Genomic DNA, 23,862 nt, shown 5'->3' with positions numbered 1-23,862 from the left:
CTTGCCGGACAGGGCGGCGTACACCGACACGACCTTGCCTCTGTGTTCACGCAGCAGCAGACCGTTTTGGTCGGCAATCGGCCTCGGACAGGCGATGCCCTTGGTCCGCAGAAAGGCGAGCAGTTCAATCTCGCGCTGCGCCTGCTCGGCGTCCTTGACCTCGTCTATCTTGAGAAAGAATTTGCTTTTGCCGAATTCGAGACGGTAGTAGGTATTGACGGAGCCGGTAGCGACGCCACAGAAGGCCGACAGCTCCCCCAGCTCATAGGGTTTGATGAGGCTTTCCAGTGTTCTTCGCTTGAGGACGGTGTAGACCGCCATGCTGCCGCCCCGGATGTCCGTGTTGTGGTCAACGACTCTGAAAACAGGCAAATACAGTGACTTAGCTTACTCTCTGACTTCTATTGTGTCAAGAAAAAATGACTGAGCGTCCATTCAGCGTACAGTCGCCCGGTCTCAGGCGGGCGGCGGTCTACCAGCCCATGACATACGACGGCATGCGCTTGCTGTGTTCACCGCGCAGGTCTGCCCCGCCTTTGACGATGCCGTGTTTCAGATCGACACAGATTCCGAGCACGTCGCCCTCGCTCCAGTCTCCGCTGATCTCGATGGTATGGCCCCGCGTCTCAAGCTGCTGGCGGACCTGACTCGGGATACGGCCTTCGAGGCGGAGCAGGCCGGGCGCGGCATTATGCGGAAAGAAGCTCGACGGAAAATGGGCTGAGGAGAAGCGCGGGGCTTCAATCGCGTCTTGGACCTCCATGCCGAAATCGACCATGTTCAGGAAGAATTGCAGGGTCCACTGATCCTGCTGGTCGCCTCCGGGCGTGCCAAAGACCAGATAGGGTTCACCCTTGCGTAGCACCAGACTTGGCGTCAGGGTGGTGCGCGGCTGTTTGCCGGGAAGCAGGGCGTTGGGATGGCGCGGGTCGAGGAAGAAGGTCTGGACCCGGGTGCCCAGCGGGAAACCAAGGCCGTCAATCACTGGAGAAGACGGAATCCAGGCCCCGCTGGGGGTAAAGGAGGCCATATTGCGTTGGGCGTCGACCACCGTCACGTACACGGTCCCCGGTCCCCAGTTGCGGGCGGCAAACACCTCTTGGCCCTCCAGCAGCGCCACCCCGGTATGGGGGTCGCCCGGCCGTTGGTCGTGCGAGGCGTGGTGGGGGTCAATCAGGATACGACGTTGGGCTGCATACGCTTCGGACAGCAGGCTGTGCAGCGGGACATCGACAAATTTCGGGTCGCCGTAATACTGTTCGCGGTCGGCAAAGGCGAGCTTCAGGCTTTCAGCCACCGTATGAATATAGTCGGCGCTGTTATGGCCCAGGCTGCCCAAGTCATAGCCCTCCAGGAGCGCCAACTGTTGCAGAAACACCGGCCCCTGACTCCACGGGCCGCACTTGTACACCTCGTAACCACGGTAGGTATACGAGACCGGCTCTTCGACCCTAGTCCGAAACGCGGCCAGATCCTGGGCGGTGACCAGCCCGCCGTGGGCTTTGCAGTGTTCCTCGATAATCTGCGCGATTTCTCCTCGATAAAAGGCGTCCCGGGCCGCCTCCAGCCCGGCCTCACGCCCGCCCGCCTGGGCGTCCTGCTCGGCCTTCATCAGGCGCCGGAAGGTCCGTCCCAGGTCTGGATTTTTGAGGATCTCTCCTACCTCGGGCAGGCGGTCGTCCGGCAGATAGACCTTGGCCGAAGACGGCCATTTGCTACGAAAACGCTCCGCATTGCCGGCAATCGAGAAATCCATTTGCATATACGCCGGAGCCGGGCCGCGCAGCGCGGTATGGAGCGGAAAGCCGTCCTCGGCCAGTTCCAGGGCCGGTTCCACGACTTGGCTGAAGCGCAGCGTGCCAAAGCGCTGGAGGACGCCGAGCAACGCATCGGGAGCGGCACACGGACCGGCCGCTTCAACGCCGTTGAACGGGATCAGCGGAATATCGTGTTCCCGAAACCACTCAATCGTTGCCGCCCGGGGGGCAACCGTGTTCCCGTTAATCGCCGCCACCCGCCCGTCAGCCGCAGTATACACCAGGGCCGACAGCTCCCCGCCGAAGGTATGCATATGGGGGTTGAGCACGCCCTCGGCCAGGGTTGCCGCCACGGCTGCGTCAAAGGCGTTCCCCCCGGCCTGCAACATGCGTAGCCCGGCCTGGCTTGACAGATAATGTTCGGTGGCAACCATGCCCCGCGTACCCATGAGTGTCGGACGGTAGGCCATAGGCTTCTCCTTGAGAAAGACGCTCCACACCACGCCCCCTAGCACGTCGGGTGAGGAAAGGGAAGCAAATCGGGAATAAAGCAGGCGAGCAGAGGATTGTCTTTGGATGTGGTACGAGTCTGGTCTGAGCACGCCCCGGCAGGTCGCAGTCCCCCTTCTTGAAAGGTGCTCGTGACACCCCTATGACCTCCGTTGTTGTCACGAGCACCCTTTCTTTGTATATGTTGCGCGGAAAACACCAACAAGGAGAGTTTTACATGTCGTGTTCACGTTTGATCAGATGGGGGCTGGCCGTTGCCCTTGCCCTTGCCGCGAGTCCGGCTGTCGCTGACCTCAACCCTGGCGATAAGCTCGACAGCTCGAACTGCGAGGAAGCCCGCAGCATGCTGCCGGACTTTGTGACGGAAAAGTTCTGTGCCGGTGACTATGCCGCAGAAATCATTGAGGTCACCGACGAGCAGTTCCAGTACAGCACAAAGTTCAAAGCCGGTTCCGAGGCCAACGCCGGAAAATACTATGTGACGGACACTGGTCACATGTATGAGACGGCCAGCCAGACCTGGCCCAAGTTCTGGTACGGCTTTCCGTTTCCGGGCCTCAGCGCTGCACTCACCCAGGACAACTGGCAGGCCGAGCTGTCAAAAGACCCGACCATCCCCTACAGGATCATGTACAACCACCAGGTCGCCCGTTTCCAGATCGACGATGTGTACTGGTTCCTGTCGATCAAATGGTGTACGCCGGCCGGTTTTGACCGTTCGGTCGAATTCGGCGCCTACGCGACCTGGTATATCGGACGCCACTCCGGTCCGATGGAAAATCCCGACGAAACCTACCTCAAAGACATCATCTTCGGGGTTGCCCCGTACGACGTGGTGGGCGTCTCGACCCTGGAGTACTGGTTCACCGACCCGGAGAAATGGCAGTCCATCTGGGCCTTCGTGCCAACCATCCGCCGTGTGCGGCGGCTGACCGCCTCGAACTCGTCCGAGGGGCTGTTCGGCTCCATCATCGCCCGTGACGATCCCTACGGCTGGGCCGGGAAAATCCAGTATATGAACTGGAATCTGATCGGTATCCAGGAGATGCTGGTGCCGATTGCGCCAACCGGCATCGAAAAAGCCATACTGCCCGGTGTCGCGGCGCCGAAAAAGCTGCCCTCCAACGATGCCAATATCGGCAGTAAGGGCGAGATTCCGCCAGGTCAGGTCGGCCGTATCACCTGGTCGCCGGAAGAGCGGGTCATGCACGGCTATGAAACACCGGGCTGGACCGGCAAAGCCTGGGCGCCGACCAACCTCAAGCTGGCCAAACGGACCTGCTGGGTTGTCGAAGCCACGCCCAAGGACCCCTACTACGCCTATGGACGGCGGATTGTCTACATCGACAAGTTTGCCTACTGGGCCTACTGGACAACCCTGTACGACCGGGCCGGCGAATACTGGAAGACCATCATCTGGATGGACAAGATGGGCTACACGCCGGGGCGCGACATGACGGTCCGCCATCCGTTCTGGGGTGTTGGTGAGGATGTCCGACAGAACCGGGGCAGCTTCTTTGACGTGCAGTCCAAGGGCTACTACACCGAGTATGAGCTGGGCTTTCCGGATTCCACCTACACCACGAGCAACCTGGCCGCCCTGGGAAAATAAGGGGTGCACACGGCACGGTGAACGATGCTGCTCACTTGATCAGCAAAAGATCATCGTTCACCGTTCTGGGGTAAAGGGGTGGGGGTTCCCACCCCTTTTTGCTTGTGCGACGGCTTTGGGCAGGCACGGGGGTCTGCCCTCCACCACCCAAACGGCACCAACGGGCAAAGGCGCTGAGCCATGCGTATCTTAGTCGTCGAAGATGAGAAAAAGGTCGCCAGTTTCATCCGCCGCGGACTCGAAGCCGAGCACTACCAGGTTGAGCTTGCGGCTGACGGCCAGCGCGGTCTGGAGTGCGTTCTTGAGGAAGACTACGATCTGCTGATTCTCGATATCATGCTCCCCAAACGGGACGGCTGGTCGGTGCTCGAAGAGATACGTCGCCGGCGGCTGTCCATCCCGATCCTCATGCTCACCGCCCGGGATACGGTCAGCGACCGCGTGGCCGGCCTCGACCGCGGAGCGGACGACTATCTGACCAAACCGTTTGCTTTCGAGGAATTGGTGGCCCGGGTGAGAGCCCTGCTGCGTCGGGGAGCGCCGGCCCAACCCCCGATTCTCCGCCTCGCCGACCTGCAACTGAATCCGGCCGAGCGAGCCGTAACACGGGCCGGGCAACACATTGAGCTGACGGCCAAAGAGTTTGCCCTGCTGGAATTTTTCCTGCGTCGGCCCGGCCGGGTGTTGAGCCGTGCCCTCATTGCTCAGCACGTCTGGGGGGTGGATTTTGATACCTTCACGAATGTGATCGACGTGTATGTCAATTACCTGCGCAAGAAGATCGACGCCGATTTTGAGCCCAAACTCCTGCACACCGTGCGGGGCGTGGGCTATGTGCTCAAGGAGCCCGACGCGTAAAAGGGCATCGTGTTGTCCGATGGGTATCTTCTTGTTACCACGATTCCCTTTGTGGCCCCGCACCCTCAGATCCCGTCTGACGGTGTGGTATACGGCGCTGCTGTCCGGCATGCTGACCGTGCTGGGGCTGGCCGCGCTGGTGCTGCTTGAGCGGGGCTTGCACGAAAATATCGACGCGTCGCTCAACTCCGTGGCGCGCGCGATTGCCGAGACGACCCGAACCGCCCCCCGTTTCGGGCCGGGGCTGGACGAGGTCCTCGAATCCTTCTTCTTCCCCGGGTTTTCCCGCCGTTCTTTTCGGATGCTCGACCCCTTCGGTCGGCCTGACCCCCGGATCGCCCCGCGCGGTCGGCTCCAGTTTCCCATCAGCTCCCAAGCCCTGGAGAACGCCAAACACGGCCGCTCCACCTATACCACTATCAGCCTCCCGGACATCTCTCCGGCTCCGGTCCGCCTGCTGACCGTGCCCGTCTTCGAGCGTGGCCGTTTGCGCAACTTCATTCAGGTGGCAATGTCGCTGGAGAGCGCCGAAGCGGCCCGCTCGCGTTTTCTGCTCGTCCTGCTCGGTTTGGCTCCGCTGGCGCTTGGCGGGGCGGCGCTTGGCGGCTGGTTCCTGGCCCGGCGTGCTCTGGCCCCGGTCGATGCGATGGTCGAGGCCGCCCGGCGGATTGAGGCCGAGGATTTGTCGCAGCGGCTTGAGGCTCGTGACAAGAGCGATGAGTTGGGCCGGCTGGCAACCGTCCTCAACGATATGCTGGCCCGCCTGGAGAGCTCCTTTAGCGCGGTTCGGCACTTCAGCGCCGACGCCGCCCATGAGCTGCGCACTCCCCTGACGATTTTGAAAGGCGAGCTAGAGCTTGCGCTACGGGCGTCTCAGACTGAGAAGGCGTATCACCAAGTCCTCAACAGTTGTCTCGAAGAGGTTGACCGACTCAGTGGCCTGGTGAATGACCTGCTCTTTCTTGCCCGTTCAGACACGGGTCATCTCGAACGTGAGCACACCGCAGTCAATCTGGCCGAGGTGCTCGAAGACGTGCGTCCGGCCCTGCTGGCCTTGGCCGAGCCCAAGGCCGTGAACTGCACCATCACCAGCCCTGCCAGCGTGTGGGTCACGGGCAACACATCCATGCTGTTTCGGCTGATTTTCAATTTAGGGGAAAATGCGATTAAATACACGCCAGCCGGCGGTCAGGTTGAACTGCGGCTGACCCGGCAGGCAAATGAGGCTCGGCTAGAGGTGCAAGACACCGGCCCCGGTATCGCGGCGGAAGACCGCGAGCAGGTTTTTGGGCGGTTCTACCGGGCCGATGCCGCCCGGACGCGGGGTGGGACGGGATTGGGTTTGGCCCTGGTCCGCTCGATTGTGTTGCTGCATAAAGGGCAGATATCGCTGGACAGCGAGGTTGGGCGGGGGAGTTGTTTTTTTGTAGCGCTGCCGCTAGATGGCGAAGCACAGACAAAGAGAGAGAAAAGCTCTTGACGGACGTCATACCAAACGCCGAACGGTCTGAAAGGACCCGGAGAATCCTGCTCGACAGCGCCCGGGAACTGTTTACCAAACACGGCCACCTGCATACCTCAATCCAACAGCTTATTGACCACGCTGGGATAACCCGAGGTGCACTGTACTATCACTATCAAGACAAAGTCGCCCTCTTCATCGCGGTGTATGAAGAGGAACGAGTGGCGCTTATCCGAGAGACTATCATTCGTACGCAGGCGCATATGGGCGCTGGGGGAGACCTGTGGCAGGGAATGGTAGTGGCGGGCTGCCACGCCGTTGTGGAAAGCGCGGCGAGTCCGAGCGTGCCGCATCATGCATATTGATGCCCCGGTCGTGCTGGGTCGGACAGCCATCCAACAGAGCGGAGTGGGTCTGGAGCTGATCCGCCAGGCTCTTGAGCCGTTGATAGCCGAAGGCGTGCTGGACCCGCTGCCGCTCGACCCTTTGACTCACTTGGTCTGGGCGATGTTCTTCGAAACTTAATCTCTATATCACCCGCACAGACGATACCCCCAAGGCTCAGGAGGAGATGCGCACCTTGTTGCTTCGGGTCTTCGACGGGCTGCGGCGGCCCAGGCCCTAGCCCAGGTGGCAGGCGCATGCCGTCCGGCGCGGTGGGCTGAGAGAGAACAGCGCCGTGCTTGAGTCCATTGTCTTGCTGGCCTGTTGCGTGCTCTTCAGCGTCGCTCTCGTTTCCGACCTCGCCCGCCGCTGGATCCCGGACAGTGTACCGCTCGGTCTGCTGGCCCTGTTCGTGCTCCACGCCCTGCTCGCCGACGCGCACGCCATGGCACCGCTGTGGACCCATGTGCTCACCGGTGCGGTCCTGCTGCTGGTGGGATTTGTCTTATTCGCACTCGGTGGACTCGGCGGTGGCGACGGTAAGCTCATGGCCGCAGCCGGCTTGTGGGTTGGCTCGTACGATATGACGTTCTTTCTGATCGGTCTGGGACTGTTCAGCCTCGGCCTAACCCTGTTCGCCCTGTTGCCGTTTGAGCACACCCGCCAGCTACGCTCCAATCTCCCCTTCGCCGTCGCCATCGCTCCGCCGGCCATCGTCCTCTTGACACTCCGCGCCTTTTCCGTATGACGGACAGCAACAGCCTATGCGAAGATACTGGACTCTGCTGCTTGTTCTGCTAGTCGTGATTGTCCCCGCTACCGTCCTGCTGGGCAGCGTGTGGCTATATATCGGCCAGGAGGCCCTGCCACCACCCGGATCGGTGGAGGCCCCACTACCGCCGCCCGAGCCGGTCGGCCCTCCGCCGGTTGAAGTCATAGCCGCGGCTCGTGACCTGCTCGTCGGCACACTACTCACGGCGAACGATATTACCTACGTTCCGCTTGAGGCCGACACCGTGTTCTCAAGCCATATGCGCAGAGACCAGACCGAACCGTCGGCAGTGATCGGGGCGGTGGTCCGCACCGCGCTACTGGCCGGGATGCCGCTGACCTCAGCGGCGCTGATACGTCCCGGCCAGGAAGGTTTCCTGGCCGCCGCCCTCCTGCCCGACCACCGCGCCGCCACCATCGTGGTCAATCAGGAGACCAGCCACGCCGGCCTGATTGCTCCCGGCGACCGGGTCGATGTGATTTTCACCATGCAGGTCCCCTCGGACGGTGCGAGTCAGCTCAACTCCTTCAGCAGAACGATCCTGCAAAATATCCGGGTGGTCGCCGTTGGCCGCCGTATTGAGAGCGTCGTCAGTGAGCCGGAGTCAGAGGAGAATGGCGTGTGGAAGGACGACGATACCGTAACCCTCGAAGTCCGGCCATCGGAGGCCGACCGACTCGTGCTGGCCACCACCAGAGGCAGTATATCCCTTGCTCTGCGCCCGCTCGGCCAGACCGGTCAACCCGACTATAGGCCGCCGACCGGCCTCAGAACCCTGCTCCCGCCACCGGCAACAGCGAAGCCCGATCCCGACCCGGTACGCGTCCAGATTTTTCGTGGCGAGAGCCGCGAGGAAGTCCTGCTGGCCAAATAAGGAGATCGAGGCGCGTTCTCGTCTTGTCATCCCGCCCTCCGGCGCTTATGCTCAGCGGCATGAGTGAACGCCTGGTGTTTGACACCCACCGTTTTGTGCGGGATTTGGTGTCTGCCGGCATGGCCGAGTCCATAGCCGAGACGCTGGCCGAAAAGCAGGTGGAACTCCTCAGTGGTAATCTGGCCACCAAGGGCGAGTTGGCCCAGGTCGAAGCGAACCTGAAAGCCGAGCTCACGCAGGTAGAGGCGAATCTGCGCACGGAGCTGGCCACGACCACGACTAGCCTCATCAAGCGGATGGTGACAATCATGACCGCCTGTACCGCAGCCATGACGGTGTTGGTCACAGCGCTGGCCCGATCACTGGCAGGCTGAGGTTGGCACGCGTCGGCCATCGGCTACCAATCACAAATTTTCCCGGCCTGCCGTCCCAAGGGACGGCAGGTCAGCAGTTTCCGCAGCAGGAGATGGGGCCGGGTGCTGAACTCGGGACTGTCCCCAGCTCGGGCTATCTCTCGATACTGGCCTGACCGGATATAGGCGAGCCGTACCTCAGGGCGGTGGGCGAGGTAGGACCGCAGTTCAAAGTGCGGCATGCGAGCGCCTGTTCGTACATAGTGCTCGGTGAGCAGCCGATCAGACGATGAGATAATGACGACCGAATCTTTCAGGAACCCGCCAATATCCAGACTCTGGGGAATAAGGAAGTGGTTTGAGCCGGAATCATCGACACTCAAATTACTGTACATCTGCCATGCCGAGCGGAGCTTCAGCCCCAGGTACGGGCCGAGTCCGTTCAGAAAGACCAGGAAGGGAATGAGAAGGAGGGGGGACGTTTTGAAGCCCCAGGGCGGAGGCCGATCCCCCGCTCGCTCGCGGAGTTGTCTCCAGGCATAGCCCACGGCCACAAAAAGCGTGCCCGCCAGTGCCAGCCACAAGAGGCTGAAGCCGACGATGTTCAGCCCCAGGCTGAGCTCAGGGTACTGCCAGCACAGCACGAGCGTCAGCAGATACCCGGCCAGGAAGTGAAACCGGTTGAAGAAGAGCCGCACTACGCTGCGCCAGACCGGCTTGCTCCGCACAGCCCGGGCCAGCCGGCGAGGGGCCTGGAACAGAAGAGCGGCCGCCGACGGAGGAATACACACCCACAGCAGCGCGTACATCACGGAAGAGAAATTGTAGAAGATTTTGACGACATCCAAGGCGAGAAAAAAATGAAACCCGGCTCCCAAGAGGACTGCCGGCAGCCACAACCGAGGAATGGCCAGTCCGACTGGGAGCAAGAACTCCACGCCCAGTGTGACAAATATGGCGAGAGATTCGAGAGCGGGCAGGGACGGCAAAGAGAATGGGCCGGTGATATGGCCGAGAAAAGTCACGGCGCAATTGGATGAAGGGTCGAGAAAATCGGCGTTGAGTTTATGAAAGAAAGTAAAAAAGTAAAAAATGATCACCTCAAGCCGGACGTAGGGCGTGAACGTCCGGTATAGCTCCGAGGAGCGGAGGGGAGCCTGCCAGGCTCGGGCTTTCAGGCCTATGGCCGAACAGATGATCGTCAGGTTGACAAAACCCGTCAGCAGCCAGTGATTGGGTATGGAAGGAAGCTGGTAGCCGACTTGAAGGACTTGGATGGTGGCCAGGATGAGGAGGCGCCGGACGCAGGAAGGCCGATGGATGACCGCCGCAGCGGAGAGGGCAAGGACGATCTCTGACAGTGGTCCCGTTGCTGTGAATGGAGCGCTGTGGAGCAGGACATTGTCCCAGATGATGTGCAACAGCGCGGCGATTGCCCACAGCAGGGAGAAGATCGAGAAGGCCGAGGAGTCTTGTTGTAACGAGGAGGACATCAGGCTCTGGTGGGACTCGGTGACTGACACGCGCTAGGAGCCTTGGGACTCTGCGCCAGATCGGGGAATCCCCATCCAGTATCAGCCGCCGATGTTGCTGAGCGCCTCCATCGCAACGAGGAAGGCCGGCCCCGCCACCAGCAGCAGTGTCCCCGGCGTCACCAGCAGCAGCATGGGCATACTCATCAAAACTGGCAGCCGTTCGATTTGGGTCGCCATCCGCGCCGCCCGCCGGGTACGCTCGCCATGGGCGATATTGCGCATCGACTGGGCCAGCGGCGTCCCGTAGCGCTCGCCCTGAACGATAGTCGTGGCCATGTCGCGCAGCCCCTCGACCTCGGTACGCGTATACAGCGCGGTCAGCACGGTTTTCCGGTCGCCGCCGAGCCGCAGCTCAGCCTCGACCAGAGCCAGTTCCCGTGCCAGGTCGGGCGCCATCGGCCGGAGTTCGGAGGCAACCCGGGACAGGGTCCGATCAAAGGTGAGGCCGGATTCGAGACACAACGTCATGAGGTCAAGTGCGTCCGGCAGTGCGGCGACCATACGCTGGTGTCGGCGGCTACACAGCTGGCGCAGGCCGGTCTCGGGCGCCAGACCGCCGATAACCGCTCCGACCAGACCGACCAGAATCAGCACAGGCATGGAGGTGTAGTCCCCCAGCCACTGCCCGCGCGCCGCCTGAAGGCCAATCAGACCGCCGCCTGTCAGGCTGACGACAAGCTTGACTGTCATGAATACCGACAGGGCGTCGGGCTGGGGAAAACCGGCCTTGGTCAGAAGCTGGCGCAGTTTGGCTCGCTCGGCCGCTCCGACCGGGACCAGCATGGAGGCGACGTTGAGGACACCGGTCAATAGCAGCTGTAGGGAGAGGCCCGAACCAGTTCGCTTTTTCTTCTGGTCCAACTCTCCGTATACCCCTGCCGCCCACGCCCGTACCCCGGCAAGCCGGCGGTCAAGCACCTGGGATCGGCGACTTTCCTGAAACACAAAGCGCGCGGCAGCCGCCACAACGAGCATGGCCGCCAACGCGATGAAGAAGACGGGCCAGGACATCAACCTCCTCCGTGCAACATCATCACCGCATAGCGCGGGCGGCCAAGCCCCGAGCGATGAGCACGCCGACCACAATGAACCCGATGCCGTAGCGCAGCAGGCTCGTGCCCGACTCGGTAAAGAATAAGGTCTGTGTCACCTGTGGATTGGTGAAGGTTTGCATGCCCAACACCACGATCGGAACTACTGATATGACGATGAGGGTGAGCCGGGTCTGGGCTGTCGCACTCTTGGCCTTGAGCCCGCTTTCGTATCGGCTGCGCAGCGTGGCCGACAGATTGCCGAGCGCGCTCGAAATCCCGCCGCCGGTCGTCATCTGCAAGCACACCGCCGCCGAAAAGAGGGTGAATTCCGGGATGCGAACGCGGGCTGCGGTTTTGCGGATCACGGTTTCCGGGTCCAGCCCGGCTGACACCGCTTCGGAGATGTCGCGCATGACTCCGTTGATCGGCGGCGGTGCCTCCTCAGCCACGACCGAGATCGCTTCAACCGAGGGCAGGCCGGACCGCATCAGACGCACCACATGGTCCACCGACTCGGGAAAGAACTCGAGAAACTTGGCCCGCTGTTTCGCATCCTGCCTCGCCAGCACCGCCCAGCTCTCCCCCAGTCCGCCGGCCGGCAGCAGCAGCACGGACAGCCACCCGAAATCGGCGAACACCGCGCCCAGCCCGGCCACGAGTGCCCCCAGCGCGCCCAGCCCGACCGCGAGTGCCCCCAGCGCGCCCAGCCCGACCGCTTTGGGCAGGGTCTGACGGGCGTCGATCATGGAGAACTGTTGGTCGAGATAGTCCGGCAGCCACGACTTGGCGCGTCGCTGACGAATCACGCTGATCTCGACATTGCTGTCGTCGTCGATCACTGCCTCCCCACTCAGCGGGGCCGCGACCCGGCGCATGCGTCGGTCGAGCACCTTCTGCTCTGAGTGATCGTACAGTATCAGCGTGATGCACAGCAGCATGGCCGCCAGCGCACTCGTGGCGCTCAACAGTGGCTCGCCGACGATGAACAGGGCGAGTATGGCCGGAGCAAACACGGCTGCCACGAGCGCAACCACGACGATGTTCAGGTTCACGCGGCCGCCTCCACGTCTTTTTTCCCGCTCATCTGCAAGACTTCTATCAGTTCGGCGCGTAATCCCGCAGCGTCAACAGCCGACATCCAGGACGGCTGACGGCCCGTGCTCTCAAACACGTGCGCCTCGCCCGGCAGGCGACGCCACATCTCTTCGGTGGTGACGATATCACCCTCCATCCCGGCCACATCGGTAATGCTGGTCACACAACGGTGACCGGAGCGCAACTGGGCCAACTGGACGACGAGATCAATGGCCGTCAGCGGCATGTCGCCCGAGGCCAGCATCAGCATGTTTTCGAGCCGCATCAGCGCATCGCGCGGGTTGTTGGCGTGGATCGTACACATGGAGCCCGGGTGGCCGGTGTTCATCGCTTGCAGCATTTCGTTGACCTCGCCGCCGCGCACCTCACCCACAATGATCCGGTCGGGCCGCATCCGCAGGGCGTTGATCAGCAGGTCGCGGATCGTCATCTCTCCGGTACCCTCGGCGCTTTTCGTGCGCGTTTCCAGCCGGACCACGTGCGGCTGCTGGAGCTGCAATTCGGCCGAATCTTCGATGGTGACGAGCCGTTCGGTGTTGTTGATCTCGCGCGACAAGGCGTTCAAAAAGGTCGTCTTACCCGCTCCGGTGCCGCCCGAAACCAGAACGTTCAGCCGGGATTGGGCACAGATCTGAAGCAGCCGGGCCATCTCCGGGGTGATCGCGTGGTAGGCGGCCAAGTCTTCGAGACTGATGCCTCTCGCTATGAAGCGCCGGATGGAAAACGTCGCGCCGTCAATCGCCAGAGGCGGAATAATGATGTTGACGCGGCTGCCGTCGGGGAGCCGGGCATCGACCATCGGGCTGGCCTCATCAACCCGTCGCCCGACCCAGCCGGCGATCCGCTGGGCGATATTGAGCAGGTGCTGCTCATCCCTGAAGCGAACATCCACCTGCTCCAGCTTGCCCCGGCGTTCGACATAGACCGATTTGAGGCCGTTGACCAGGATGTCGGAAATCTGCGGATCATTGAACAGTGGCTCCAAGGGTCCAAGGCCCTTGATGTCGTCAACCAGCCGTTGCACCACCCGCTGGCGGTCGAGCGGGGTCAGGTCTGCGGCGACCGAGTCCTCGCTATCCAGAAAGGCCCGGAGTTGGACGGCCAGTTGGTCACGGTCCAGGCTGGCCGCCTTTGACATATCGAGGGACTGCACGACGGTCGGATGGATTTTTGCCGCCATGTCGGCGACCAGTCCGTCCGAGGTCTGGCGGCGCGCCAGCGAGACGGGCTCAGCCACCTCGGCCACCACGGCAGAGGCAGCCGGTTCCCGACGCTGCGTGGTTGTGGGTGTCGCCGCAGTGTGTTGTGGCTTCGCTTCGGGGGCCGGCTGTTGTGGCTTTGCCTTGGGACGGCGGCCAAAGAGGTTGCGTGGCATGGGGGTGTCCTTCAGGCTTGTGTGCCGTTTGTGGCAGCGGTCGCCAGCGAGACCGTCTGGCGCATGAAGCGGCCTGTCAGTTGGTCAAGTGCCTTGCGGTATTTTTTACTCAGCGTCCGGTCCGGCCAGCCGTAGTTGGTTGCGGCCGGTAGCCTGGAATCGAACGGGACGACGACATCCGGGTCGCGCCCGGCCAGGGTATAGCGGACCTCATCCGCAGCCAGCGCGTTTTTGGCCGCCCGGGTGTGGTTTTCGACCAGCACGACTTGGCGGTCCTTGCCCAGCATGGCCAGGCGACGGACCACACGGTTGAGGCTGACCAGGGTCGGTTCAAAGACCAGCACCCGTTCATCCGCGTTTTCGAGCACCGAGAACAGCGTATCGGTGTCCGTCAGTCCATCAACGATAACCAGATGCGAGCGGTTGGCGAGCTGCTCCGTCAGCCATTGCACAGCTCCGGCTGCGGGCTGGGGCGGCAGGCTGTCGCCCAGTCGGTAGCCGTAGACTGAAATGCGTGGCACCACCGTGGTCCGCACCCCGTCAAGCAGGTCTGGGGTCGGCTCGGTCTCTGTCCCGGCAATGTCGAGCAATTCGTCGAGTCCCACGGACGGCTCCACGTCCAGCATCAGGGGCAGGGCCCCGGATGTCCGCTCCAGGTCAAGCACCGACACATAGCTGCCCTGGGCGGCAGCGGCGTGGGCGGTGAGCGCGGCCAGGGTGGTCGCGCCACTGCCGCCGCAACCGGCAAACGCGATCACCCGTCCGGCGTGCAGGCGGGCCGCTGTCTCATCGTCCTTGAGCGCCGTGCTCGTCGCCTCGTGGATATCGCTGACCGAGACCGGTTTGGGCAGATAGTCACTGACCCCGCAGGCCAGCAGCTCACGGGTAAAACGGGCCGTGTCGTTGGAGCTGATGGCAACGACCAGGGTGCCGAATTCGCACACCGCAGCCAACTCGTGGATACGTCCGATGGGAAATTCGCTGCCGTCAAGATCGACAAAGATCAGCCGGGGCGACGCTGACGCGGCCAGCGTTTTGATCGCCACCCCCACGTCACCGCGCTGGACCTGTGCGCCGCGACCGGTCAGTGCCTCTTTCAGCACCTTTTCCGTCTCGGCATCAATCGCAAAGGCACGGATACTGCTGTCGCTCGCCTCCATGGATCCTGCTCCCTAGGTGTCACCACCCCCGATGGCGATGGTTTGCGACACGTCCGGCAGCTCCCGCACCTCATCATCCACCCAGCGCTGGTAAGCCGCATGGGTCGCGCCGTGCGCCGCGACCGGCTGCCGGTCAGCAACGGCGGCGAAATTTTTCTCGTAATGCGTCCACGAGTCGGCCAGCAGGTCTTGCGCCTCCTGCATGCCGTCCAGGGCAACCCTGGTCGATGGCACGCCTCGTTCGATGGCAATCGGCAGCACCGCACAGCCGGCGCTGGCGGCCAGCCATCCGGCCAGCAGGACGGGAAGCAAGGGAGACATGGCAGGCATAGGCGCTCTCCTCATCAGTGTTTCAGTTGCATAGCTGTCAGCGCAGTACCCCCCTCCCTGACCCTCCCCCTCCTGGACGTGTGATACGTATTATTAGGCGGGGAAGAGGGTAGCAAAGGCCCAGGGCGGCCGGCCGAAGAGCTGATTGAGCCAGCAGCCCACATTCAAAGCGAGCAGCTTGGCCGCCAGCCGGGTCAGCAGCCCCGGTTTGCTGCGCGCTCGGGGAAAGTGTAAGCCGAAGGTCTGGATCAAATGGCCGTTGAGTGTCTCGACGAGTTGGCGCCGACTGGCCTGCGCCCGCTTCGCCGCTGCGGCCTGCGGGCTCGGCTAGTCAGCGGGGGTGGGCAGCGGCGCCCCGTAGGTCTAGCGCCAATGCTGCTGCCACCACTTACCGCTGAAGCCCTTGTCCGCCAGATAGCCCCCCGCGCTGCGGGCCCCCGCCCCGCACGCCGGCCAGCGTGGCCCGGTCGGCCCCACATACGGCGTGCCGTTGGGCCGCCGGGGCGAGGGTAAGTCCGCCACCTCGAGCGGCCGCGCCTGCCGGTCCGCCCGCCAGCACAGCAGCGCGTCAGCTATCCAGCGGTCGCCCATATTGGCCGGGGCTAACACGAAGCCCGTGACCACCCCCAGGGGCGCGACCGCCAGGAGTAGCTTACAGCCATAATACCACCCCTTGTCACTGCCCCCCCGCCCGATCGCCGCTTCAGCCCCAAACACCCGCTGGTGCTGCCCCCGACACCGGCGGAGCAACGGCACCGCCACCGTATCGACCACCTCATAGGCCGCCGTGGCCGCCCGGAGCGCCCGCGCCACGACCGGCAGCACCGCCACCACCTCCTCCGCGAGCGCCCGGCACCGCCGGTTCTAGGCACTCTGGCTGAGCAGCCGCGGCAAATACGCCCGCCAGTGCTGGCGCACGTAGCGCAGAAAGGCTCGCTCGGAGCGCCCGCCCCACTGCGCACACAACGCCAGCGTCAGCACCTCACTGTCCGCCACCGTCGGCCGCGGGCCCGGCCGCACCGGCTTGGTCCGGGCCACCTGCTGTTGGGAGAGATCGTCCACGATGGTATACCGAGCGACCAGGAACGTGTCGAGATCCAGGGCCATGGCTCACCTCCTGTGGTAGGGAATGTGAGCCAAGCTTAGCCTCGACACGCTCCTTCTACACTACCCCGGAATATGCATCACACGTCGAGGAGGGGATGGGAGCAGTGCTTTATCCCCTCCGAGGAGGGGGCCTGCGTAGCAGGGGGGTGGGTTTTGATCTGTTTGTCGCGTGGGTGTGGCGTGCCTCATTGCTCTGTCCTGTCGCTGTGTTCGAGGAGTTGTGGCAGTTCAGTTCTGTCGCTTTCCACCCAGTACGGAGCGTCGTGCCTGGAATACAGTTGTCTGGCTTCGTCTATGCGGCCCGCTTCAACCAGCATCCGCGTCAGGTTGGCGGTGATGAGCGGATGTGAGACCAGCGCCAAGGCTTCGTTGTACCGCTGCTCTGCGAGCGGGTAGTTGCCTTCGAATGTTGCCACGACCGCCAGCCCGTTCATGATCCATGACTGCACCGGCGTACCCCCGGCCAGTTCGGCCGCAGCCAGGAAGTGGTTTTTGGCTCCGGCCAGGTCTTCCCGTCCCAGGCTCGCCCGCCCAGCGCCGAGGAGTGCCTCGGCCTTGATGGCCGGCTGTGTCGCCAAAGTGCTCGCTTCGATGAACAGCGCATCTGCCCTGGTGAAGTCGCCCGCGTGCAGAGCCATATAGGCCAGCCCAAGCTTGGGCTCCGGGGCATTCGGAAAGGTACCGGAAAGCTGCTCATACAGCCGACCGGCGGCGACCGGCTGGCCGGTTTCGAGAGCCGCAACCGACACTTTCAGACTGTTGTTCAACACCTGCTGTTGTGCCGGGCCGAGCGTCGTCCGTTGTAGCGAAGCGATAGCCGGCGTGGCGAACATAGTTGGCACACTCGGTGGGGGAGACGGTGGCGAGGGCCGGGCCCACGGCCGCCCATAGGCTGGCCACCGTGCGTGGGGCGACGGCCCGCAGGCGCGCTTTGAGTTTGGCAAAGACTTGTCCGATGGGATTGAAGTCGGGGCTGTAGGGAGGCAGATAGAGCAGGCGTGCCCCGACTGCCTCAATCGCTCGCCGCACTCCCGCCACTTTATGACAGGCCAGATTGTCCATGACGACGGAATCGCCCGGGCGGAGGGCGGGGGCCAGGACCTGTTCGACATACGCCACGAAGGCCGGGCTATCGACCGGACCGTCCAGGACCGCTACGGTGGAAACTGATCGAGTGCGTGTTAGGGACTTCTGACAACCCATTGATTTTATTCAGGTTTTTCGCAAGGTCACACAAGACCAGCTGCTGAGGCAGCTCCTGCAAGTCGGCGATTTCTTTGGGGAAAATGAATTTCAGCAAAAAAGTGCATAACACTCTCTAGCCCCAGCTTCGGTTCCGGGGTACGTGGGAACGTGTCGGTCAAGCGCTTATACAGCCGCTCGGCCGCAAGGGTCTGGCCGGTAGCCAGCGCCGCGGCCGACACTTGCAGGCTGGTGTCCAACATCTCCCGCTGACCTGGGCCGAGGGTGTGTTTCGACCTGGCGGCGCATCCGCTCAGCGCGCATACGGTGATCAGGGTCCAGAGGCTGATTTTCAAGATACATCCTATTTGAATTTGTTATTTCTCTATATCCATTCAGACTGTATGTTAAGCTTTTTTCATGATTTCTTGGAGGAAATTTAAGGGAGGAAATCAGGAGAACTGACACATACATTCTAAATAAATGTTATGATTTATATACATTCATATTATATGTATGTCAGATATTTAATCAAAAATTGTTCATTTCGGGAATTTTTAACGAATAAAATCAACATTTCACAGCTTAAGCGGGTTTGAGGTGCTGTCCTAAATAGCCGCACACTGTCCTAATTCGCACCCCTCAGTGTCCTATGTGCTGCTTTTTCAGCGGCGGGTCAACGGTTGAAGGAATCAAGACACGTCCCTTGCTGAAGCCCCATGTGACTGTGTAGGAGAAGGCTATGGAACGGGTCCATCCGAATTGGGTTGAGCAGTATGCGAAGTGTAATCTGCCGAGTCTCTTCATGACACTGGCCTCCCATATCCGGCAAGATGTAGAAGACCGGAAGAAAATCATCCATGCACGACAGGAATCCCTCCGGTTTCGTCAGGCCAGTGACACACAGACACAGCTCTTGATCTGGCGCTCGGACCCAGACCAAGCCGGGGAGAAGGAGTGTGAATTCCTCCTCTCTGACCGCACCATTACCGTGCGGGTCGAAGACCCAGTCCAGCAGTATACCATCACCACCCGATGGGATGCCGATGCCATTCAGTGTCGGGTCGTGCTCACAGGGGCGGCCGCGACTCCTATCGAATATCCCCATGACGAGCTGTGGAAAATCGTCCAGGTGATGCTCCGCCCATTTTTCTTCCCCGCCTGATTTGGCCCATTTTATGAGAGTACCAGCGAGAGGGGCGACGTGTGATAAGCCGTGCGGGTTTGGGGGGAAGGGGATCGCAGCGCAATCCTAACGGATTTGCACGCGCAGCTTGACGACCTGATAACCAGGCAGTATACTTGCCCATGAGTGGGCCTCACTTCGCCGGTTTCCGTTCTCACCGGAAACTAGCTTTTCGGATTCGGCAAAAACCTCAGTTTCGACTGGGGTTTTTGTCGTTCTGGCGGCCTGATCGGAAGCCGCTCCAGTTGCGGGTGATTCGGGGCGGGAAAATCACTTGACGGCGTCCCGAGCGTCCGCCAAGATATACTGCAAGAGGCAGACAGCCCAGCAAACACGATAAATACTATGTCGCGCTATGTCTTGATTGTGGTGAAGGAGATGTCCCTGTCTAAGGCTCAGGCGTTCGAGTTCAGACTGAAGGGAGTTGGAGCAGAATATCATCCTGTCGGACCTCAATCATGGGCGTTGCGGAGTGAGAAGAGTTCCCAAGAAATCAGTGAAGAACTCTTTCCCCGCAACAAAGATCAAGACCCAGCCACGCCGAGACACATCATTGTTCGTCTCGATGCCTATTGGGGATACCATGGGCGGTCACTATAGGAATTTTTGGAGATGAGAGACCCGGATCCAAGACCAAGCCGACCGCCAATCCTCCTCCCATTCCAGAGGGGGCAATTGACCCTACTCCAGAAAGTGACCCGCCTACTCCACAGCCAAATTACCAGCCCTTGATATTCAAGATTCTGGCTGACCTCAAAGAAGTGTGCGGGCGCCTTGATGAACGGACACAGATGCTCACGAAGGAGACGGCGGACATCAAAACGGATTTGCGCGGAATCCGCGATGGGCAGAAAGATTTGGTGACAGATAAATTCGCATGGCGGATGGTGAAAGTTTTCCTTACTTTTGGTGGAATTATTGTCGCTCTCATTGCAGGGATCGTGTATTATACGGCGACTTACTACTCTCATCAGCAGCCACACTTACCAACGGCCATCCAACCCCCCGCAAAGGCGGTCCCTGGGGGCACATCACCCTGAGTGTCCGGTCTCCAAATCTGACTACAGTGCTGTCCTACTTTCAGCATCGCGTGTCCGAATTAGGACAGCACCGGGTTTGATCTGAGTATCGACTTTGGTATCCTGCTGAGGTTTGTTCACTGAGATGGAGCGTTTTAAGTACAAGTTGTTTGTATCATAAGCGAGGGGAAGCCCCGAAGCCTAAAAGGGGAGGATCAACGATGGCCGCTGCGCTTCCAAAAGCCGAGCAATCTGACAGAACTCGGTCAGCCTTGTTGAATGTCGCCCACGGGCTGTTTGCTGAACGGGGATACGCAAACACATCCACCCAAGATATTGTCGAAGGCGCTGAGGTAACCAGGGGTGCGCTGTATTATCATTTTCACAGCAAAAAAGGCATTTTCCAGGCCGTTTTTGAGCGTTTGACAGAAGCACGAGCGCAAACAGTTCGGGCGCGTATCGAGGCGGCGAAGGGCGATATCTGGCAGCGACTTGTCAAGACGGGCTGTGCCACCTTCATTGAGTCTGTCGTCGACAAAGACTCCCAACGCATTATCTTCCTTGACGGTCCCTCCGTTTTAGACCCGCGTGTCTGGCGCGAAAATGTGCAGGCGGTGGACATCATTCGCCGGAGCCTCGAACAGTTGGTGGCGGAAGGCTTTATCGAAGACACACCGTGCGACACTTTGGCCCGTCTGTTATGGGGCTCTTTTCTCGAATCGGGTCTGTGCATCTCCTACGCCGCCGATGCTGAAAAGGTTCAGCGTGAAATGGCCCGGGGCTTGGAGTACTTGTTCGAGAGCCTGCGGACCAAACCGAAATCCTAAGAGCCCTACCGGTCTGCGTTTTCTGAGACATTTCTCATCGGGTTCTCATCCTCTTCTCATGTTGGCGGTGTATGGTCTGTGACAGAACGTACACCCCAGCTGAGAGGAGGAATGTATGCGCAAAACACTTGTTGTGGGAACGCTGGTCGCGTCTGTGGCCGTGGGGGGCTTCAGCCTCGGCCGTCTGACGCAGCTTGAGCGAGTCCAGGCCGAGCTCCCGCCCCAGTCGGCGCCGGCCCGCCCAGCCGGCCTGCCGTCTTTTGTCAGCTTAGCCCCACAGGTTTCTCCGGCGGTCGTCCACATCAAGGTCGTCACCCTGGAGCGGACCGATTTTCAACACGGCCGTGGCTTTCCGCCAGGACCCTTCGGTGGACCGCAGCCCCGTTTCCGGTCGCCTTTTCCCTTTCCCCAGGCCGAGTCCAGGCCACAGCGCGGTTCGGGTTCAGGCTTCATCGTGCGCCAGGACGGGCTGATCCTGACCAATAACCATGTGGTCGAGAACGCCAAGCAGATCACGGTAGTGCTGGCCGATGAGACCGAGTATCGGGCCGATCTGCTGGGCGGCGATGCCAAAACAGACTTGGCCGTGTTGAAGATCAAACCCACGGCTGAGCTGCCGGTTGCCCGACTAGGCGACTCCGACGCGCTGCGGGTTGGGGACTGGGTCTTGGCGATCGGCAATCCGTTCGGTCTGAGCAATACGGTCACGGCCGGTATTGTCAGCGCCACAGGTCGGACGATTGGCGCCGGGCCGTATGACAATTTCATCCAGACCGATGCGTCAATCAATCCCGGCAACTCCGGCGGGCCGCTGTTTAATCAGTACGGTCAGGTGGTGGGGATTAACACCGCCATTTTCAGCCGCAGCGGGGGCAATATCGGGATCGGTTTTGCCACGCCGATCAATCAGGCCAAGGCGCTCATGCCCGAACTTGAAGAGCACGGCTATGTGACCCGTGGCTGGCTCGGCGTCTCGATTCAGAGCCTGACGCGAGACCTGGCCGAATCGCTCGGCATGGACGCGGCTGTAGGCGCCCTGGTCGCCGATGTGGTGGACGACAGCCCAGCCCAACAGGCGGGCATTCGGCGTGGCGACGTGATCCTGGGCTATAACGGCCGGGAGGTCAGCGCCTCGTCCGATCTGCCCATCCTGGTGGCCGAGACGCGGGTTGGCGAGACCGTTCCGGTGGAGCTGAGCCGCCGGGGCAGGCGGGAAACGCTCAGCGTCACCATCGGGGAACTGGCCGAAGAGCGTCGGGCCAGAGGGGCAGTAGTGGACCAGGGCGAGTGGGGCTTGGCCATGCGTGACCTGCGACCCCAGGAACGCGCCCAGGCCGGTCTCAACGCGGGCGAGGGAGTCCTGGTGTCGGGCGTCCGGCCGGGCAGCCCGGCCGCCCGGTCCAGCGTGCGGAGCGGTGATGTGATTCTGGAAGTCAACCGGACGCCGGTCGGGTCGGTTCAGGAGTTGGAGACAGCGCTTGCCAAAGCGCAGCCCGGCAGGCCGCTCCTGCTGCTGCTCCAGCGACCGAACGGCGCCAGCCACTTTGCCTCGCTGTCCGCTGAATAGCTTTTCTGTTCCCTCTACCAAAGGTAGATGCGCAATGCGCGACGCAGGAGATTTGGTAGAGGGCAGGCCCTGGTCTTGAGCGGCGAAGCCGTCGCTTGACTTTCCCGTTTGGGATTCGTTGAATACGCCTATGGATGGATTTGTTGTCCGCTGGGCCTCGGCTCGGCTCATCCTGCGTTCCCCTGTGAGTGTAGGTTTCTGTAGGGGAATGGGGGTCTGCCTGCTGGTCATGCTGGCGCTCGCGGTTGTTGCCTGGGGTCAGACGGCACAGGAGTTGGAAGATATCTTTTGGCAGGAGGTGGTGTGCGAGCGGACGCGGGAGGTCGAAGCCTACCTGAAGGAGTATCCGAGCGGGACCTATGTGGCGAAAGCGAGGGCGTGTCTGGCAGCCATCGCCCGGCGGGTGGAGGCAGAAGAGGCGCTGGCCCTGGATCGCCAGACGATCATCTGGGTACAGCGTGGGCTCGCGGCGCTCAATTACCCGGTCGGCGTTCCAGATGGGCAGCTCAGACAAGTTACTCGGACGGCGTTGTTGCAGTGGCAGGAGGCCAGAGGGCTTGGCGCCACGGGATATTTGACATCGGCGCAGGTGGACAGGCTGACAGCGGCAGGGCGTGCAGAAGCGGTCCGTCAGCTCGAGGAAGCCGAGCGGCGGCAGGCAGCGAGAGCCGCCCGGCAGCAGGCACAGGCACAGGCACAGGATACGGAAGCGGCGCTGGATTTGGACCGGCAGGCGCGTATCCGAGTGCAGCAGGGGCTGATGTCGCTCGACTACCCGGTTGAGGTTGCCGACGGGCTGTTTGGGCCAACCACGCGGCTGGCGTTGCAGAACTGGCAGCGGGCCAAGGGGTTTACCGCCACGGGATATTTGACGTCTGAGCAGGCGACCGCGTTGATAGAGGCGGGGGGTCAACGGCAAGCCGCTGAGGAAGTGGAGCAGCGGGCGGCAGCCGAAGCGGAACGACGGCGAGCGGAAGAAGCGGAGCGGCAACAGGCGCAGGAAACCGCACGGCAGCGTGAGGCGAACGAGTTGGTCAACACCATGGTATGGAGTTCGTGCGAATCGAGGCAGGGACATTCCGGATGGGGTTGTCGACGAGGAGAGCGGGCCGCAGCGATGACAGGTCTCTCCATACGGTTCACATCAGCCAGCCGTTTTATCTGGGGAAATACGAAGTGACCCAAGGGCAGTGGCGTGCGGTGCTGGGGAATAATCCGTCACATTTCGCTGACTGTGGCGTTACCTGCCCGGTGGAGAACGTGTCCTGGGAGGATGCGCAGGCTTTTATTGCGGCGCTGAATCTGCGGGAGGGGGTGACGGCATATCGTCTACCGACGGAAGCGGAGTGGGAGTACGCGACACGGGCAGAGACGCGGACCGCGTACAGTTTTGGAAACAGGACGCGCCAGTTAGGGGCGTATGCCTGGTACAGGGATAACTCCGAGAACACGACCCATCCCGTAGGGAGCAAGCGTCCGAATGCATGGGGGTTATATGACCTGCATGGGAATGTGTGGGAGTGGGTGGCAGACTGGTATGACGACTATCCCTCGGGCCGGGTGACGGACCCTCAGGGGCCGTCTTCAGGCACCCACCGGCTCATTCGCGGCGGGGGGTGGGGCTACGACGCCCCTGATTGCCGCTCCGGGTCTCGCGGCACCGGTCCGCCTGCTTCCCGTAGCGGCTCTGTCGGCTTCCGCCTGGCAAGAACCCTCTGATCCTTTGTTCTGTGCCTCTTCGCAAGGAACCACGGATTCAGAACACGTCGAAAGAATACCCCAGCGATACACTGAAAACGTCGGAGTCCGCAGTATTCCGACCCGTCATGACCGCTTCGACTGTTCGGAGCATTGTTGACCTCA

Annotated in this window: 26 protein-coding genes; 13 read left to right on the top strand and 13 right to left on the bottom strand. The window is 61.6% G+C overall.

Annotation, left to right across the window (positions count from 1 at the left end; all coding sequences use genetic code 11):
- Positions 1–321, bottom strand: a 321-nt coding sequence (locus tag J4F42_02995) for a fructosamine kinase family protein (protein MCE2484456.1), incomplete at its 3' end; no start/stop codon positions are given.
- Between the two features lie 151 nt (positions 322–472).
- Positions 473–2,227 carry a gamma-glutamyltransferase family protein gene (locus tag J4F42_02990; GenBank protein MCE2484455.1) on the bottom strand — a complete coding sequence of 585 codons (1,755 nt, stop codon included), beginning with the start codon at positions 2,225–2,227 and terminating at the stop codon, positions 473–475.
- 257 nt (positions 2,228–2,484) lie between these two features.
- Here J4F42_02990 and J4F42_02985 point away from each other — a divergent pair, with 257 nt between their 5' ends.
- The 8 genes from J4F42_02985 (at position 2,485) to J4F42_02950 (ending at position 8,603) form a co-directional block, all read left to right on the top strand.
- The gene (locus J4F42_02985; protein MCE2484454.1) at positions 2,485–3,879 is read left to right on the top strand and encodes a DUF1329 domain-containing protein; all 1,395 of its coding nucleotides are present in this window, start codon (positions 2,485–2,487) and stop codon (positions 3,877–3,879) included.
- Between the two features lie 180 nt (positions 3,880–4,059).
- Positions 4,060–4,737, top strand: a complete 678-nt coding sequence (locus J4F42_02980; GenBank protein MCE2484453.1) for a response regulator transcription factor — start codon at positions 4,060–4,062, stop codon at positions 4,735–4,737.
- A gap of 49 nt (positions 4,738–4,786) precedes the next feature.
- Positions 4,787–6,217: a HAMP domain-containing protein gene (locus J4F42_02975; GenBank protein MCE2484452.1), complete on the top strand. Its 1,431-nt coding sequence runs from the start codon at positions 4,787–4,789 to the stop codon at positions 6,215–6,217.
- Positions 6,214–6,564, top strand: a complete 351-nt coding sequence (locus J4F42_02970) for a TetR/AcrR family transcriptional regulator (GenBank protein ID MCE2484451.1) — start codon at positions 6,214–6,216, stop codon at positions 6,562–6,564. Before J4F42_02975 ends, J4F42_02970 begins: the two co-directional genes overlap by 4 nt.
- Entirely contained in the window at positions 6,554–6,724 is a 171-nt protein-coding gene (locus tag J4F42_02965; protein ID MCE2484450.1) for a hypothetical protein, read from the top strand. The genes J4F42_02970 and J4F42_02965 overlap by 11 nt, the downstream gene beginning before the upstream one ends.
- Before the next feature lie 136 nt (positions 6,725–6,860).
- Positions 6,861–7,331 (top strand): prepilin peptidase, encoded by a 471-nt coding sequence (locus tag J4F42_02960; GenBank protein MCE2484449.1) that lies wholly within the window; start codon positions 6,861–6,863, stop codon positions 7,329–7,331.
- Positions 7,332–7,347: 16 nt separating this feature from the next.
- Positions 7,348–8,229, top strand: coding sequence for a Flp pilus assembly protein CpaB (gene cpaB, locus J4F42_02955; protein MCE2484448.1), 882 nt, complete (start codon positions 7,348–7,350; stop codon positions 8,227–8,229).
- 59 nt (positions 8,230–8,288) lie between these two features.
- The gene (locus tag J4F42_02950) at positions 8,289–8,603 is read left to right on the top strand and encodes a hypothetical protein (GenBank protein MCE2484447.1); all 315 of its coding nucleotides are present in this window, start codon (positions 8,289–8,291) and stop codon (positions 8,601–8,603) included.
- 23 nt (positions 8,604–8,626) lie between these two features.
- On the opposite strand, the gene J4F42_02945 is transcribed toward J4F42_02950, so the two are convergent.
- The 11 genes from J4F42_02945 to J4F42_02895 all read right to left on the bottom strand — a co-directional run bounded on the left by J4F42_02945 (position 8,627) and on the right by J4F42_02895 (position 17,756).
- Positions 8,627–10,075: a hypothetical protein gene (locus J4F42_02945; protein ID MCE2484446.1), complete on the bottom strand. Its 1,449-nt coding sequence runs from the start codon at positions 10,073–10,075 to the stop codon at positions 8,627–8,629.
- Positions 10,076–10,156: 81 nt separating this feature from the next.
- Positions 10,157–11,128, bottom strand: coding sequence for a type II secretion system F family protein (locus tag J4F42_02940; GenBank protein ID MCE2484445.1), 972 nt, complete (start codon positions 11,126–11,128; stop codon positions 10,157–10,159).
- 22 nt (positions 11,129–11,150) lie between these two features.
- Entirely contained in the window at positions 11,151–12,203 is a 1,053-nt protein-coding gene (locus J4F42_02935) for a type II secretion system F family protein (GenBank protein ID MCE2484444.1), read from the bottom strand.
- Positions 12,200–13,621, bottom strand: a complete 1,422-nt coding sequence (locus tag J4F42_02930) for a CpaF family protein (GenBank protein ID MCE2484443.1) — start codon at positions 13,619–13,621, stop codon at positions 12,200–12,202. The genes J4F42_02935 and J4F42_02930 overlap by 4 nt, the downstream gene beginning before the upstream one ends.
- A gap of 11 nt (positions 13,622–13,632) precedes the next feature.
- Positions 13,633–14,781, bottom strand: coding sequence for a hypothetical protein (locus tag J4F42_02925; protein MCE2484442.1), 1,149 nt, complete (start codon positions 14,779–14,781; stop codon positions 13,633–13,635).
- A gap of 12 nt (positions 14,782–14,793) precedes the next feature.
- A complete protein-coding gene (locus J4F42_02920) occupies positions 14,794–15,111 on the bottom strand; it encodes a hypothetical protein (protein MCE2484441.1) in 318 nt (105 codons plus the stop codon).
- A 363-nt stretch (positions 15,112–15,474) separates the two neighbouring features.
- Positions 15,475–15,942 carry a hypothetical protein gene (locus J4F42_02915; protein MCE2484440.1) on the bottom strand — a complete coding sequence of 156 codons (468 nt, stop codon included), beginning with the start codon at positions 15,940–15,942 and terminating at the stop codon, positions 15,475–15,477.
- A 33-nt stretch (positions 15,943–15,975) separates the two neighbouring features.
- Positions 15,976–16,218: a hypothetical protein gene (locus J4F42_02910; GenBank protein MCE2484439.1), complete on the bottom strand. Its 243-nt coding sequence runs from the start codon at positions 16,216–16,218 to the stop codon at positions 15,976–15,978.
- A gap of 185 nt (positions 16,219–16,403) precedes the next feature.
- On the bottom strand, positions 16,404–16,985 hold the full coding sequence (locus J4F42_02905; GenBank protein ID MCE2484438.1) for a hypothetical protein: 582 nt from the start codon (positions 16,983–16,985) through the stop codon (positions 16,404–16,406).
- Positions 16,912–17,421, bottom strand: a complete 510-nt coding sequence (locus J4F42_02900) for a transposase (protein MCE2484437.1) — start codon at positions 17,419–17,421, stop codon at positions 16,912–16,914. Before J4F42_02900 ends, J4F42_02905 begins: the two co-directional genes overlap by 74 nt.
- 26 nt (positions 17,422–17,447) lie before the next feature.
- A complete protein-coding gene (locus J4F42_02895) occupies positions 17,448–17,756 on the bottom strand; it encodes a hypothetical protein (GenBank protein MCE2484436.1) in 309 nt (102 codons plus the stop codon).
- Positions 17,757–18,142: 386 nt separating this feature from the next.
- Here J4F42_02895 and J4F42_02890 point away from each other — a divergent pair, with 386 nt between their 5' ends.
- From J4F42_02890 to J4F42_02870, 5 genes are all read left to right on the top strand, one after another.
- Entirely contained in the window at positions 18,143–18,565 is a 423-nt protein-coding gene (locus J4F42_02890) for a hypothetical protein (protein MCE2484435.1), read from the top strand.
- A gap of 1,261 nt (positions 18,566–19,826) precedes the next feature.
- Positions 19,827–20,432, top strand: a complete 606-nt coding sequence (locus J4F42_02885) for a TetR/AcrR family transcriptional regulator (GenBank protein MCE2484434.1) — start codon at positions 19,827–19,829, stop codon at positions 20,430–20,432.
- 115 nt (positions 20,433–20,547) lie between these two features.
- Positions 20,548–21,999, top strand: coding sequence for a DegQ family serine endoprotease (locus J4F42_02880; GenBank protein MCE2484433.1), 1,452 nt, complete (start codon positions 20,548–20,550; stop codon positions 21,997–21,999).
- Between the two features lie 130 nt (positions 22,000–22,129).
- Positions 22,130–23,179 carry a peptidoglycan-binding protein gene (locus J4F42_02875; GenBank protein MCE2484432.1) on the top strand — a complete coding sequence of 350 codons (1,050 nt, stop codon included), beginning with the start codon at positions 22,130–22,132 and terminating at the stop codon, positions 23,177–23,179.
- Complete coding sequence (locus tag J4F42_02870) at positions 23,083–23,718, top strand: formylglycine-generating enzyme family protein (protein MCE2484431.1); 636 nt, start codon at positions 23,083–23,085, stop codon at positions 23,716–23,718. The genes J4F42_02875 and J4F42_02870 overlap by 97 nt, the downstream gene beginning before the upstream one ends.
- Positions 23,719–23,862: the final 144 nt, after the last annotated feature.

Source organism: Desulfurellaceae bacterium (assembly GCA_021296095.1).
Lineage (GTDB): Bacteria > Desulfobacterota > Binatia > Bin18 > Bin18 > JAAXHF01.
Note: the sequence above shows the minus strand (reverse complement) of the source record. Positions and strands in the feature narration are given on the sequence as shown.

Bases quoted from the DNA above. Each gene is read 5' to 3' on its own strand.
- J4F42_02890 (MCE2484435.1), top strand. From the start codon at position 18,143: ATGGAACGGGTCCATCCGAATTGGGTTGAGCAGTATGCGAAGTGTAAT.
- J4F42_02880 (MCE2484433.1), top strand. From the start codon at position 20,548: ATGCGCAAAACACTTGTTGTGGGAACGCTGGTCGCGTCTGTGGCCGTG.
- J4F42_02900 (MCE2484437.1), bottom strand. From the start codon at position 17,421: ATGGGTTGTCAGAAGTCCCTAACACGCACTCGATCAGTTTCCACCGTA.
- J4F42_02990 (MCE2484455.1), bottom strand. From the start codon at position 2,227: ATGGCCTACCGTCCGACACTCATGGGTACGCGGGGCATGGTTGCCACC.
- J4F42_02985 (MCE2484454.1), top strand. From the start codon at position 2,485: ATGTCGTGTTCACGTTTGATCAGATGGGGGCTGGCCGTTGCCCTTGCC.
- J4F42_02980 (MCE2484453.1), top strand. From the start codon at position 4,060: ATGCGTATCTTAGTCGTCGAAGATGAGAAAAAGGTCGCCAGTTTCATC.
- J4F42_02875 (MCE2484432.1), top strand. From the start codon at position 22,130: ATGGATGGATTTGTTGTCCGCTGGGCCTCGGCTCGGCTCATCCTGCGT.
- J4F42_02965 (MCE2484450.1), top strand. From the start codon at position 6,554: ATGCATATTGATGCCCCGGTCGTGCTGGGTCGGACAGCCATCCAACAG.
- cpaB (MCE2484448.1), top strand. From the start codon at position 7,348: ATGCGAAGATACTGGACTCTGCTGCTTGTTCTGCTAGTCGTGATTGTC.
- J4F42_02950 (MCE2484447.1), top strand. From the start codon at position 8,289: ATGAGTGAACGCCTGGTGTTTGACACCCACCGTTTTGTGCGGGATTTG.
- J4F42_02930 (MCE2484443.1), bottom strand. From the start codon at position 13,621: ATGCCACGCAACCTCTTTGGCCGCCGTCCCAAGGCAAAGCCACAACAG.
- J4F42_02940 (MCE2484445.1), bottom strand. From the start codon at position 11,128: ATGTCCTGGCCCGTCTTCTTCATCGCGTTGGCGGCCATGCTCGTTGTG.
- J4F42_02870 (MCE2484431.1), top strand. From the start codon at position 23,083: ATGGGGTTGTCGACGAGGAGAGCGGGCCGCAGCGATGACAGGTCTCTC.
- J4F42_02920 (MCE2484441.1), bottom strand. From the start codon at position 15,111: ATGCCTGCCATGTCTCCCTTGCTTCCCGTCCTGCTGGCCGGATGGCTG.
- J4F42_02885 (MCE2484434.1), top strand. From the start codon at position 19,827: ATGGCCGCTGCGCTTCCAAAAGCCGAGCAATCTGACAGAACTCGGTCA.
- J4F42_02945 (MCE2484446.1), bottom strand. From the start codon at position 10,075: ATGTCCTCCTCGTTACAACAAGACTCCTCGGCCTTCTCGATCTTCTCC.
- J4F42_02925 (MCE2484442.1), bottom strand. From the start codon at position 14,781: ATGGAGGCGAGCGACAGCAGTATCCGTGCCTTTGCGATTGATGCCGAG.
- J4F42_02910 (MCE2484439.1), bottom strand. From the start codon at position 16,218: ATGGCCCTGGATCTCGACACGTTCCTGGTCGCTCGGTATACCATCGTG.